This window comes from Thiohalorhabdus sp., assembly GCF_046545655.1.
Classification (GTDB): domain Bacteria; phylum Pseudomonadota; class Gammaproteobacteria; order Thiohalorhabdales; family Thiohalorhabdaceae; genus Thiohalorhabdus.
In genome coordinates, this window is sequence record NZ_JBKGZG010000005.1 from 1 (window position 1) to 11,619 (window position 11,619).

The window sequence follows — 11,619 nt, forward strand, 5'->3', positions numbered from 1 at the left end:
CCTAGCCGGCCCCTGACGCAAAAAAGCCCGCCAGGGATTCCTGGCGGGCTTTTTTTATGCGGGCGCCCAGGGCGGGAGCCGGGCGGAACCTTTTCAGCCTGTTTCCTGGATTCCGTGCAACTGTGACCTGACTGTGACCTGATCGGTCTGAAGGCTGGTTGCCGGCTAGAGGGAGGTTTCCCAACACCCTGAAAACAGGCCATTTTTTGGTGGGCGGAGCTGGGATCGAACCAGCGACCCCTGCCGTGTGAAGGCAGTGCTCTCCCGCTGAGCTATCCGCCCAAAGAAGGCAGTATTCTGCCTGTGTTAGGATACGCAGGTCAACCCTTCGGACCGAGGAAACTGTCTTGGACGCCCGCAGCCAGCGGATCTATCTGAGCGCCATGGGGATCTCGCTTTACCGGCGCCGCGGCCGGCCGGGGGCCCCGGACAACCCTGACGCATCGGCCACGGAGCCGCCCACTCCGCTCCGGGGGGAGGAAGAGGGCGGCTTGGTCACCCCGGCCCCCGAGGCGGGTGGGGACGCCCTGGTGGCCCTGCGGGAGGAGGTGGCGGGGTGCACGGCCTGTTCCCTCCACGAGACCCGCACGCAGACGGTGTTCGGGGTGGGCGACCCCCGGGCCCGGGTCATGTTCGTGGGGGAGGCCCCGGGCGGGGAGGAGGACCGCCGGGGCGAGCCCTTCGTGGGGCGTGCGGGCCAGCTCCTGGACGCCATGCTGGCGGCCCTGGACCTGGACCTGGACCGGAAGGAAGGCGGCGTCTTCATCGCCAACGTGCTCAAGTGCCGTCCCCCCAACAACCGCGACCCCAAGCCCGAGGAGGTAGCCCAGTGCGCGGGGTATCTGCGTAGGCAGATCGAGCTGGTCCAGCCGCGCGTCCTGGTGGCCCTGGGGCGGGTGGCGGCCCAGCAGCTGCTGGACTCGCAGCAGCCGCTCGCCCGGCTGCGCGGCGAGGAGCACCACTTCCACGAAACCCCGGTCCTGGTGACCTACCACCCGGCTTATCTGCTCCGGAACCCCGCCGACAAGGCCAAGGCCTGGGAGGACCTCAAGGCGGTCCGGCGGCGGGCGGCAAAGGCCTGACCGCCGCCTAGTCCACCCAGCCCCGTTCCGCGTCGTCCGGGTATACCCGCACCACGGTCACGGTCTGCTGGCGGGTCTTGACCACCTCCATGGGGTGGCCGCCCACCTTGAGGCTGGTGTTCTCGCTGGGGATGGCCTCCAGCTCCTCGATGACCAGGCCGGCGAGGGTGCGGGGGCCGTCGGTGGGCAGATCCCACCCCAGCTGGCGATTGAGGTCGCGTACCTCGATCTGAGCGTCCACCAGCAGGCTGCCGTCCTTCTGCGGGCGGATGCCGCGCATGGGCAGGTCGTGCTCGTCCTGGATCTCGCCGACGATCTCCTCGAGGATGTCCTCGAGGGTGACCAGTCCCACTACGTCCCCGTACTCGTCCACCACCAGGCCCAGGTGCTGGCGGCGCCGCTGGAACTGGATCAGCTGGTCCTGAAGCGGCGTGGTGGCCGGGATGAAGTAGGGCTCCCGCACGAGGCCGGCGATGGTCTCCCGGGAAGGCTCGCCCTCCATGTCGTTCAACTGAAGCAGATCCTTGCCGTGGATGACCCCCACGATGTGGTCCGGGTCCCGCCGGTAGACGGGGAAGCGGGTGTGGGGCGAGGCCCGGAACTGGGCCAGGATCTCCTGCCAGTCCGCGTCGATGTTGATGGTGGCCATCTCGGTGCGGGGGACCATGACGTCCTCCACCGTCACCCGCGACAGCTCGAAGACGTTGAGCAGCATGCGCTGGCGGCGGGTGGAGAGCAGGGCGCTCTCCTCGACGATGACGGTGCGCAGCTCCTCCTCGCTCAAGCTGGTGCGCGCCGGTCCCTGGGTCAGCCGCAGGGCGTGCAGCAGGGTGTTGGCCACGGCGTTGATGGCCACCACCAGGGGATAGAAAACGAGGAGGAGGGGCCGGAGCACGGGCGCCGCCACGAAGGCCAGGCGCTCCGGATAGGTGGCCGCCAGGGTCTTGGGGGCCAGCTCGGAGAAGATCAGGACCACCACCGTGAGGATGACGGTGGAGAGGAAGAGGCCCGCCTCGCCGAGCAGATGGATGGCGATGATGGAGGAGACGCTCGCCGAGGCGATGTTGACGAAGTTGTTGCCGAGCAGGATCACCCCGATGAGCCGGTCAGGGCGCTCCAGCAGGCGGGCGGCGATGCGGGCCCCTCGGTGGCCCTGCTCCGCGCGGTGCCGCAGGCGGTACTTGTTGAGGGCCATCATGGCCGTCTCGGAGCCGGAGAAGAACCCCGAGAGGGCCAGCAGAACGCCCAGCAGGAGGAATAAAGTGCCTAGGGAGGTGTCCATTAGTGGGATAGCGGCCTTTTTGCTCTAGGCCTTGAGCTCGAGGATGAAGCGCACGCCGAAGTAGGCGAGCAGGAGCAGGCCGTAGCCGGCGAGCGTCCAGCGGACCGCGGTGCGCCCGCGCCAGCCGTAGTGGCTGTGGCCCCAGAGCAGGAGGGCGAACACCGCCCAAGCGATGAGGCTAAGCACCGTCTTGTGGTCGAAGGTGAAGGGCCGGTCGAAAATCTGCTCGGAGAAGATCACTCCGGTCAGCACCACCAGGGTAAGGAGGCCGAAGCCGATCCGCAGCAGGTGGAAGAGCAAACGCTCCATGGGCTGCAGGGGCGGCAGGATGCGGCTCAGCAGGCCGGTCCGCTTGCGGCGGAGCTGACGCTCCTGGGCCCCGAGCAGGACGGCCTGGACCGCGGCGATGGTCAGGGTGCCGTAAGCCAGCAGGGACAGGGTCAGGTGGCCGAGCAGGGCGGGCTGGCTCACGTCGATGCGGAGGGCGTGGCCGTTGGGAGCGAGGATCTCCACCCCCATGACCACCGCCGCCAGGGGGAACAAGACCAGACCGAAGAGGTCGATCTTCAGGAACGGCACGGCGAGCAGGAACTGCAGGACCGCCAGCCAGGTGAACAGCGACACGGCGTAGGCGAGCCCGAGATTCAGGGTCCCCCCGCCGGTGACTACCTGGCCGCCCACGGCCACGGTGTGGAGGATCAAGCCCGCCGCCCCCAGCCACAGGGCCGGGGCGAGGCTGTGGTGGCCGCGCTGGCGGACGGCCACCCACCCCTGGACGGTGGCGGCGGCGTAGCCAAGCGCGGCGAGGATCTGCAGCCAGAAGATGACCGCTGGGTTCATGGGATATGGTTACGCGAGGTCTGGATGGTCCCCTCGACCGTAGCGGCTGGGGGATCCTATCCGTTGGTTCCTGAGTGGATCCACCGTAAAATACGACGGTTTCGGCGCGAACTCAAATACGGAAGCGGCCAATACTATGTTCGAGAATCTTTCCGACCGACTGCAGGGCGTCTTCAAGGACCTCAAGGGCCAGGGCAAGCTGACGGAGAAGAACGTCTCCGACGCCCTGCGGCAGGTGCGCATCGCCCTGCTGGAGGCGGACGTCTCGCTGCCCGTGGCCAAGGCCTTCATCGAACGGGTGCGCGAGCGCGCGGTCGGTCAGGAGGTGCTGAACAGCCTGACCCCCGGGCAGGCGGTGGTGGGCGTGGTCAAGGAAGAGCTGGAGCATCTCCTGGGCGACGAGAACGACAGCCTGAACCTGGCGGTGCGCCCGCCGGCGGTGGTGCTCATGGCCGGCCTGCAGGGCTCCGGCAAGACCACCACCGTGGCCAAGCTGGCCCGCTACCTGCGCGAGCGGGAGAAAAAGGACGTGGTGGTCACCAGCGCGGACGTCTATCGCCCCGCCGCCATCGACCAGCTGGAGACCCTGGCCGGGGAGGTGGGGGCCACCTTCGTGCCCAGCGAGAGCAGCGAGGACCCCAAGGCCATCGCCGAGCGGGCGGTGGAGCAGGCGCGCATCCGCAGCGCCGACGTGGTGATCGTCGACACCGCCGGCCGGCTGCACATCGACGAGGACCTCATGCAGGAGATCCAGGGCCTCCAGACCGCCCTGGAGCCCGCCGAGACCCTGCTAGTGGCCGACGCCATGACCGGCCAGGACGCCGTGCAGACCGCCGAGGCCTTCAACGACGCCCTCGATCTCACCGGCGTGGTGCTCACCAAGACCGACGGCGACGCCCGCGGCGGCGCGGCGCTGTCCATCCGTCACGTCACCGGAAAGCCCATCAAGTTCCTGGGCGTGGGCGAGAAGACCGAGGCCCTGGAGCCCTTCCACCCGGACCGGCTCGCCTCGCGGATCCTCGGCATGGGCGACGTGCTGTCGCTGGTGGAGGAGGCTCAGCGCACCGCCGACGAGGACCAGGCGCAGAAGCTGGAGAAGCAGCTCAAGTCCGGCAAGGGCATAACCCTCGCCGACTTCCAGGATCAACTGCGTCAGATCAAGCGCATGGGCGGGCTCACCAGCATCCTCGACAAGCTGCCCGGCGGCGAGAAGCTCGCCGGCGGCGCGGCCGGCCTGGACGAGACCCAGATCAATCGCATGGAGGCCATCATCAACTCCATGACCCCGTGGGAGCGCCGCCACTCGGACGCCATCAAGGCCAGCCGCAAGCGGCGCATCGCTAGCGGCAGCGGTACCTCGGTGCAGGAGGTTAACCGCCTGCTCAAGCAGTTCGCCCAGATGCAGAAGGCCATGAAGCAGATGAAGAAGAAGGGCGGCATGAAGAAGATGATGGCCCAGATGGGTGGCGGCGGGGGCGACCAAGGCTTTCCGTTCTAGGCCAAATCCGGTATATTTCCGCGTTTTCACACGGTCCGAAGTAGTTCCTCAGGAGTCGAGACTCTATGGTCACTATCCGTTTCGCCCGCGGGGGCGCCAAGAAGAAGCCGTTCTACCAGATCGTCGTTACCGAGCACGCCAGCGCGCGTGACGGCAACTTCATCGAGCGCCTCGGCTACTACAATCCCACCTCCAAGTCCAAGGACTACAAGCTGGATGTGGAGCGGACCAAGGTGTGGCTCGAGAACGGTGCCCAGGTCTCCGGCTCCGTGAAGGGCCTGCTGCGCAAGGAAGGCCTGACCACCGCCTAACGATCATGGTCCGGGCCGAGCCTTCCCCGCGGGATTCCGCCGCCGACGCCGACTGGGTGACGGTGGGACGGATCCACGGCCTCTATGGCGTACACGGGGGGGTGCGGCTGTACTCCTACCTGGATCGGCCGGCGGATCTGTTGCGCTTCGATCATCTCTGGCTTTTGTTGGAGACGGGGCGGGAACGACGCCGGATCCACGACCGGGAGGAGAAGGGGCCCCGCTTGGTGGCCCGTATCGAGGGGGTGGACGGGCGGGAGGCCGCCCGGGCGCTTCTGGGCACCCCGCTGCAGGTGCCCCGGGCGGAGCTGGGCGGCGCCAGCGCGCCCGGGGAGTACCTCTGGGCCGATCTGCTCGGGCTGCCCGTCGAAACGATGGACGGCGTTCCGCTGGGCGCGGTGGACAGCCTGATCGAGACCGGGGCCAACGACGTGCTGGTGGTGGCGGGGCCCGACCGGGAGCGCCTGATCCCCTTCACCGAGGAGGCGGTCCCCGAGGTGGACCTGGCGGGGGGCCGGATCCGCGTGGACTGGGACCCCGATTTCTAGATTCCGGAGTCGCGGTGCGCTTCCATGTCCTGACCCTGTTCCCGGGGCTGTTCGAGGCGGTCCTTTCCTACGGCGTCCTGGGCCGGGCCGTGGAGCAGGGGCATCTGGGGCTCGAGCTGACCGACATCCGGGACTTCTCCCAGGACCGGCATCGGACCGTGGACGACCGGCCCTTCGGAGGCGGCCCCGGCATGGTCATGCGGCCCGAGGTGGCCGCGGCGGCCGTGGATCACGCCCGGGCCCGGATGCCGGCGGAGGCGCCGGTGGTGTACCTCTCCCCGCAGGGGGATGCCCTCGACCACCAGAAGGTGGCCGAGCTGGCCGCCCTGCCGGGTCTAACCCTGCTCTGCGGCCGCTACGAGGGCATCGACGAGCGGGCCCTGGAGAGCCGGGTGGACCGGGAGCTGTCCATCGGCGACTACGTGCTCTCCGGAGGCGAGCTAGCGGCGCTGGTGGTGATCGACGCCGTCTCCCGGCTGCAGCCGGAGGTGCTGGGCGAGCCCGCCTCGGCGGCGGAGGACAGCTTCGTCGAGGGTTTGCTGGACTGTCCGCACTACACCCGGCCCCAGGCGTTCGAGGGCCGGGCGGTTCCCGAAGTGCTGCTGTCGGGGGACCATGGTCGCATCCGGCAGTGGCGGCGGCAGCAGGCCCTGGCCCGGACCTGGGAGCGCCGGCCGGACCTCCTGCGGGAGCGCGGCCTCTCGGGGCCGGAGCGGAACCTTTTGCGCGAATACATACGGGAGGCCGGCGGCGACCCCGCCGCCCTGGACGAGCTTCCAGGCCGGGAGGAGTGAGGCGCCCGGATCCCCTGTCCGAAACGTTTTGGCCCGAATCCAGGAAGGGAGCAAGGACCATGTCCGACATCATCCAAGAGCTTGAGCGCGAGCAGATGAAGACCGATATCCCCGATTTCGGTCCGGGAGACACCGTGCGGGTGCATACCCGGGTGGTGGAAGGGAACCGGGAGCGGGTGCAGGCCTTCGAGGGCGTGGTCCTGGCCTACCGCAAGCGCGGCCTGCATTCCGCCATCACCGTTCGCAAGGTCTCCTACGGCGAGCCCGTGGAGCGGGTCTTTCCCCTGCACTCCCCGCGCATCGAGAAGATCGAGGTGCAGCGGCGCGGCCGCGTCCGGCAGGCCAAGCTGTACTACCTGCGCGAGCGCGAGGGCAAGGCGGCCCGCATCCCCGAGAAGCGGACCGTCAAGTAAGCGGACGTCTCGTGCGGGTATGGATCTCCGGTTCCGGGCGGGTGCCCGCTCGGCGCAGGCTGGGGACGGCGCGGCCCGGTAACGCGGAGGGTGGCCCTCCGCGTTTTTTTGTGGCCTGCGCCCTGGTGGTGGCGGGCATGGTGCCGGGGCTCGGCGGTTCCGGCGTGGCGTCCGCTGCCGATCTGGATGCCGCGGCCAGTCAGGTGGCCTCCGGGCTGGGCGGCCTCGCCCTGGAGACCCTGGCCGAGGAGCCGCCGGAGCCCGGGGAGGCCTCCTGGGAGCGCTGGGCCCGCCTGCGCGTCCGCGCCCTTCGCCAGCAGGGGGCGGTGGAGGAGCTCGCCCGGTTTTCCGAATCCGTGCCCGATTCCGCGACTTCAGAGTACGACCGCTGGGTGCGTCAGCAGGCGGCCGAGGCGGAGCTGGAAACCGGTTCGCCCGCCCAGGCCCGGCGCCGCCTGGTACGCCTGTTGGCCGCCTATCCCGAGGCCCCTGAAGTGCAGCGATGGCTGCGGCAGATCTACCGGACCTTTGCCGCGGAGGGGCGCTGGGAGGACGCGGCCACGGCCCTGCGGCGTCATCGGCAGGCGGAAGGGTCCGATTCCCCGGAGGAGGCTGCTGAGGCCAACGAACAGGCCCGCATCCTTATGCGGGCCGGGGACAAGGAAGACGCCCTTGCCCTGCTGGGCGAGGACCCTAGGGATGCGGAGGGCCGGACCCTCCGCATCCGGCTGCTCGCCTCCCTCGATCGGAAAGGGGATGCCTACGAGGAGGCCCGGGCCTGGGCCGAGGAATCCGCAAATCCGCAGGCGGGGCGGGCCTGGCGGCTGGTGGCGGACCTGGCTGGCGAGCAAGAGGGCTTGGACGTACGCGTGGCGGCCCTGGAACGGGCCCTGCAGGAAGGGGCGCCCCGGTCCGCAGCCGTGGTGGAGCGCACCTGGGAGGCCTACCTGCGGCTCGGTGAGCTCCTGGGGAGCGAGGAGGATCTGCCGCCGGGGGAGGACGCCGCCTGGATCGAGCGGGCCGATGCGCTCGGCGGTCCGGAAGGGCGGGCCCTGCTGGCCCGCGTGGCCCTGCTGGGGAGCTCCTCGGAGGCCCGGGCGGAGGCTCGCCTCGGCCTGGCCCGGGAGCTGGAGGATGCTGAGCGGGGGGGAGCCGCCTCGCTGCTTTACCGGGAGGGTCCGGCTTTCGAAGGTGGCGAGGCGCTCTCTCCATTGGTGCAGGTCCATCTGGGCCAAATCGCCCAAGGCGAAAAGCGGTTCGAGGACGCCCTGTACTGGATGAACCGGGTCGAGGATCTGCCCGATGAGGTCAAGCCGGCCCCCTGGTGGCTGACCCGGGCCCGATTGCGCGTCCAGCTGGGCCGGTACGCGGCGGGGGCCGCGGACCTGAAGAGGGTCCTCGACGAGCCCGATCGCCTGAGAGATTCCCAGTTCCGGCAGCGGTTCCTCCAGGTGGCCTTCGACCTCCAGCAGGCGGAACGCTACGACACCGCCCTGGAGGTGTTCCGGGGGGTCTACGACGCCGTGGAGGAGGACAAGGCGCGGCGCGAGCTGCTCTACTGGATGGGGGAATGCCGGGCGGGTCTGGGCGAGCACCAGCAGGCCGCGGACCTCTTCCTGCGCTCCGCCGCCCACCGGCCGGGCAGCGTGGCGGACCGCTGGGGCCGCACGGCGCGCTTCCAGGCGGCCCGGTCCCTTGCCAAGGCCGACTATACCGAGGAGGCCCGCCGGCTGTTCCGAAACCTGCTGGGCGGCGGCACGGACAGCCAGGATCGGGCCATCCAGCGCCGGCTGAACCGTCTCACGGGGGATACGGCCGATGCCCCCGGAAGTCCCTGAACCCCAAACGATCCTCCCCACCCCCGTAGGCTCCCTCCTCATCCACGGGGAGCCTCGGGGCATTTCCCGCATACGCTGGCTCCCCGGGGAGCCGGCCGCTCCGCCGCCGGTCGCCGGTACTCCCCCGATCCTGGACCGGACCCGCGTCGCCCTGGAGGCCTACCTCCGCGATCCCCGCACCCTTCCGGCCGGCGTGCCCCTGGCCCCCGTGCCCGCCACTCCCCATCAGCTCCGGGTCTGGCGGGCCATGCGGGCCATTCCCCCCGGGCGGCCTCTGACCTACGGCCAGCTGGCCGCCCTGCTGGGAAGCTCGCCCCGGGCGGTGGGCAATGCCGCCGCGGCCAACCCCTGGCCCCTGCTGGTGCCCTGCCACCGCGTCGTCGGTCGTGGGGGGGCCGGGGGCTATCTGGGCGAGGCCGAGGGGGCGGGCCCCCGGATCAAGCGCTGGCTCCTGGAGCGGGAGGGGTGGCGGGCCGATGGCGGCTGAGTCCCGGACGGGACAGCCCGGCGGGGGGCTGGTGGAGCGGTTCCTCGACCGCCTGTGGCTGGAGGCCGGTCTTTCGGACAACACCCTGGTGGCCTACGACCGCGACCTGCGGCGCTTCGCGGAATGGCTGGGGGAGGGAACCCCCCTGGACCGGGTGCGGCGGGAGCAGGTGCTCGGCTTCCTGGCCATGCAGATGCGGTCCGGCGTGAAGCCGCGCACCATCGCCCGGAGGCTCTCCAGCCTGCGGCGCTTCTACCGCCACCTCCTGGACGAGGGGCGCATTCACGAGGATCCCTGCCGGGAGGTGGAGCCGCCCCGGCTCGACGCGCGCCTGCCCAATACCCTAACGGAGGCGGAGGTGGAGGCCCTGCTTGGCGCCCCCGATCCCGCCGATCCCCTGGGGATGCGGGATCGCGCCATGCTGGAGGTGATGTACGCCACCGGCCTGCGGGTGTCGGAGCTGGTGGATCTGGCCCTTGGCCGGCTCCGCCAGGACGCCGGCTACGTGCTGGTCACGGGCAAGGGCGGCAAGCAGCGTCTGGTGCCCCTCGGCGAGGAGGCCCTGGGGTGGCTGGGCCGGTATCTGGACCACGCCCGGCCCGCCCTCCTGGAGGGCCGGACCAGCGACCGGGTGTTCGTGTCGCGCCGCGGGGGCGGGCTGACCCGTCAGGCCGTCTGGTACCGGATCCGGAAATACGCCCGGGAGCTGGGCATCGAAAAGCCTTTGTCCCCCCACACCCTGCGCCACTCCTTCGCCACCCACCTGTTGAACCACGGCATGGATCTGCGGTCTCTACAGATGTTGCTGGGGCACAGCGACCTTTCCACCACGCAGATCTACACGCACGTGGCGCGGGAACGGCTCAAGTCCCTGCACGCCAGCCATCATCCCCGGGGCTGAGACGAAAAAAGCCCCGGCGGTTGCCGGGGCTTCAATCTGCGCTTGGATGGCGCTCCCAAGGGGACTCGAACCCCTGTCTTCGGCGTGAGAGGCCGACGTCCTAGACCGCTAGACGATGGGAGCGTCGCAATGCGTGGGGAAGTATACTCAGAAGGCCTCGGGTCTTCAACCCTTTCGGGGGTCCGGAGGGCGGATTTTCCGCCCAGATTTTACGTTTCCCCTTCGCTCGGCTACCCTTTGACCATGACATATTTGCCCCATCCAGAAAACCCGGATGCGCCTATCGAGTTGCAGATGAACCAAAGCTCCGCCGCTCATTCCCCGACCGCGGACGCCGGGGGCCGGGACCCCGTCATTCCCCGCCCGGAGCACGAGGTCTCCCGCCAGCAGATCTGCCCCAACGCCCTCAAGGTCCTCTACCGGCTGCACGGCAAAGGCTATGGCGCTTATCTGGTCGGCGGCAGCGTCCGCGACCTCCTTTTGGGTCGCGAGCCCAAGGACTTCGATATCGCCACCGACGCCCGGCCCGAGGAGGTGCGGGAAGTCTTCCGCAACTGCCGGCTGATCGGGCGGCGCTTCCGCCTCGCCCACGTGCACTTCAAGGGCGACATCGTGGAGGTGGCCACCTTCCGGGGCTCCGGTTCGGACGCCAACGGGGAAGGGAAGGTGCGCACCGAGGAGGGCCTCATCCTCCGGGACAACGTCTACGGCACCCTGGAGGAGGACGCCTTCCGCCGCGACTTCACCGTGAACGCCCTGTACTACAACATCGACGACTTCTCGGTGGTGGACTACGTGGGCGGCCTGGAGGACCTGCGCGCCGGGCGGCTGCGCCTGATCGGTGACCCGGAGACCCGCTACTGCGAGGATCCGGTGCGCATGCTGCGGGCGGTGCGCTTCGCCGCCAAGCTGGGCTTCTTCATCGAGGCGGCCACCGCCGCGCCCATCACCCGCATGAGCCATCTGCTGGAGGACGTCCCCGCGGCGCGCCTGTTCGAGGAGGTGAACAAGCTCTTCCTCTCGGGCACCAGCGTGGCCGCCTACCAGCTCCTGCGCCGCTTCCGGCTCTTCGAGCGGGTCTTCCCCGAGACCGCGGACCTGCTCGCGGAGGAGGAGAACAACTTTCCCCACACCTTCCTCACCCACGTCTTCGAGGACACCGACCGCCGGGTAACGGACGACCTCCCGGTGACTCCCGCCTTCCTGTTCGCGGCCCTGCTCTGGCATCCCCTGCAGCGGGAGCGGGCCGTCCTGGAGGAGGAGGGGTATCCCCCGGAGGACGCCATGCAGAAGGCCGCCGGCCGCGTGCTGCGCCGGCAGACCCGCCAGGTGGCCCTGCCCAAGCGGTTCGCCGAGGGGGTACGCGAGATCTGGGCCCTGCAGGGGCGCATGGAGCGCAGCCGCGGCAAGCGGGCCCTGCGCCTGCTGGGTCACCCCCGCTTCCGCGCCGGTTTCGACTTCCTGGCCCTGCGCGGCCGCTCCGGCGAGGCGGATCCGGAGCTGGTGCGCTGGTGGAAGGACCTGATGGACGCCCCCGAGTCGCAGCGGCCCAAAATGGTGGGCCTCAAGGGGGGTGGCTCCAACCGCAACGGCAACCGGCAGTCCGCCTAACCCGGCCGGTCCCC

12 protein-coding genes and 2 tRNA genes are annotated in these 11,619 nt (G+C 69.8%); 10 read left to right on the top strand and 4 right to left on the bottom strand.

The features are described from left to right. Positions 1 to 207: 207 nt before the first annotated feature. A tRNA-Val gene (locus tag ACLFRB_RS02105) sits at positions 208 to 282 on the bottom strand. Positions 283 to 383: 101 nt separating this feature from the next. Between ACLFRB_RS02105 and ACLFRB_RS02110 the strand changes: the two genes are divergently transcribed. After that, on the top strand, positions 384 to 1,082 hold the full coding sequence (locus ACLFRB_RS02110; RefSeq protein WP_411067409.1) for a uracil-DNA glycosylase family protein: 699 nt from the start codon (positions 384 to 386) through the stop codon (positions 1,080 to 1,082). A gap of 7 nt (positions 1,083 to 1,089) precedes the next feature. On the opposite strand, the gene ACLFRB_RS02115 is transcribed toward ACLFRB_RS02110, so the two are convergent. Then, entirely contained in the window at positions 1,090 to 2,364 is a 1,275-nt protein-coding gene (locus ACLFRB_RS02115; RefSeq protein ID WP_411067347.1) for an HlyC/CorC family transporter, read from the bottom strand. 24 nt (positions 2,365 to 2,388) lie between these two features. Next, entirely contained in the window at positions 2,389 to 3,204 is an 816-nt protein-coding gene (locus ACLFRB_RS02120; RefSeq protein WP_411067348.1) for an inner membrane protein YpjD, read from the bottom strand. A gap of 136 nt (positions 3,205 to 3,340) precedes the next feature. Here ACLFRB_RS02120 and ffh point away from each other — a divergent pair, with 136 nt between their 5' ends. From ffh to xerD, 8 genes are all read left to right on the top strand, one after another. Then, positions 3,341 to 4,702 carry a signal recognition particle protein gene (gene ffh / locus ACLFRB_RS02125; RefSeq protein WP_411067349.1) on the top strand — a complete coding sequence of 454 codons (1,362 nt, stop codon included), beginning with the start codon at positions 3,341 to 3,343 and terminating at the stop codon, positions 4,700 to 4,702. Positions 4,703 to 4,767: 65 nt separating this feature from the next. Continuing rightward, the gene (gene rpsP, locus ACLFRB_RS02130; RefSeq protein WP_411067350.1) at positions 4,768 to 5,013 is read left to right on the top strand and encodes a 30S ribosomal protein S16; all 246 of its coding nucleotides are present in this window, start codon (positions 4,768 to 4,770) and stop codon (positions 5,011 to 5,013) included. A gap of 5 nt (positions 5,014 to 5,018) precedes the next feature. Next, complete coding sequence (gene rimM / locus ACLFRB_RS02135; protein WP_411067351.1) at positions 5,019 to 5,561, top strand: ribosome maturation factor RimM; 543 nt, start codon at positions 5,019 to 5,021, stop codon at positions 5,559 to 5,561. 14 nt (positions 5,562 to 5,575) lie between these two features. Beyond that, entirely contained in the window at positions 5,576 to 6,355 is a 780-nt protein-coding gene (gene trmD / locus ACLFRB_RS02140) for a tRNA (guanosine(37)-N1)-methyltransferase TrmD (RefSeq protein ID WP_411067352.1), read from the top strand. Between the two features lie 59 nt (positions 6,356 to 6,414). Continuing rightward, complete coding sequence (gene rplS / locus ACLFRB_RS02145) at positions 6,415 to 6,768, top strand: 50S ribosomal protein L19 (protein WP_411067353.1); 354 nt, start codon at positions 6,415 to 6,417, stop codon at positions 6,766 to 6,768. Positions 6,769 to 6,878: 110 nt separating this feature from the next. Next, entirely contained in the window at positions 6,879 to 8,606 is a 1,728-nt protein-coding gene (locus ACLFRB_RS02150) for a tetratricopeptide repeat protein (protein WP_411067354.1), read from the top strand. Then, the gene (locus tag ACLFRB_RS02155; protein WP_411067355.1) at positions 8,587 to 9,093 is read left to right on the top strand and encodes a methylated-DNA--[protein]-cysteine S-methyltransferase; all 507 of its coding nucleotides are present in this window, start codon (positions 8,587 to 8,589) and stop codon (positions 9,091 to 9,093) included. The genes ACLFRB_RS02150 and ACLFRB_RS02155 overlap by 20 nt, the downstream gene beginning before the upstream one ends. Next, entirely contained in the window at positions 9,083 to 9,994 is a 912-nt protein-coding gene (xerD, locus tag ACLFRB_RS02160) for a site-specific tyrosine recombinase XerD (protein ID WP_411067356.1), read from the top strand. Before ACLFRB_RS02155 ends, xerD begins: the two co-directional genes overlap by 11 nt. 47 nt (positions 9,995 to 10,041) lie before the next feature. On the opposite strand, the gene ACLFRB_RS02165 is transcribed toward xerD, so the two are convergent. After that, positions 10,042 to 10,117: transfer RNA gene (locus ACLFRB_RS02165), tRNA-Glu, on the bottom strand. A gap of 171 nt (positions 10,118 to 10,288) precedes the next feature. On the opposite strand from ACLFRB_RS02165, the gene pcnB reads away from it, so the two are divergent. Beyond that, on the top strand, positions 10,289 to 11,605 hold the full coding sequence (pcnB, locus tag ACLFRB_RS02170) for a polynucleotide adenylyltransferase PcnB (protein ID WP_411067357.1): 1,317 nt from the start codon (positions 10,289 to 10,291) through the stop codon (positions 11,603 to 11,605). The last annotated feature ends 14 nt before the right edge of the window (positions 11,606 to 11,619 follow it).

Excerpts from the sequence above, each read along its gene's own strand:
- ACLFRB_RS02110 (WP_411067409.1), top strand. The coding sequence starts at position 384 with ATGGGGATCTCGCTTTACCGGCGCCGCGGCCGGCCGGGGGCCCCGGAC.
- ACLFRB_RS02115 (WP_411067347.1), bottom strand. The coding sequence starts at position 2,364 with ATGGACACCTCCCTAGGCACTTTATTCCTCCTGCTGGGCGTTCTGCTG.
- ACLFRB_RS02120 (WP_411067348.1), bottom strand. The coding sequence starts at position 3,204 with ATGAACCCAGCGGTCATCTTCTGGCTGCAGATCCTCGCCGCGCTTGGC.
- ffh (WP_411067349.1), top strand. The coding sequence starts at position 3,341 with ATGTTCGAGAATCTTTCCGACCGACTGCAGGGCGTCTTCAAGGACCTC.
- rpsP (WP_411067350.1), top strand. The coding sequence starts at position 4,768 with ATGGTCACTATCCGTTTCGCCCGCGGGGGCGCCAAGAAGAAGCCGTTC.
- rimM (WP_411067351.1), top strand. The coding sequence starts at position 5,019 with ATGGTCCGGGCCGAGCCTTCCCCGCGGGATTCCGCCGCCGACGCCGAC.
- rplS (WP_411067353.1), top strand. The coding sequence starts at position 6,415 with ATGTCCGACATCATCCAAGAGCTTGAGCGCGAGCAGATGAAGACCGAT.
- ACLFRB_RS02155 (WP_411067355.1), top strand. The coding sequence starts at position 8,587 with ATGCCCCCGGAAGTCCCTGAACCCCAAACGATCCTCCCCACCCCCGTA.
- xerD (WP_411067356.1), top strand. The coding sequence starts at position 9,083 with ATGGCGGCTGAGTCCCGGACGGGACAGCCCGGCGGGGGGCTGGTGGAG.
- pcnB (WP_411067357.1), top strand. The coding sequence starts at position 10,289 with ATGAACCAAAGCTCCGCCGCTCATTCCCCGACCGCGGACGCCGGGGGC.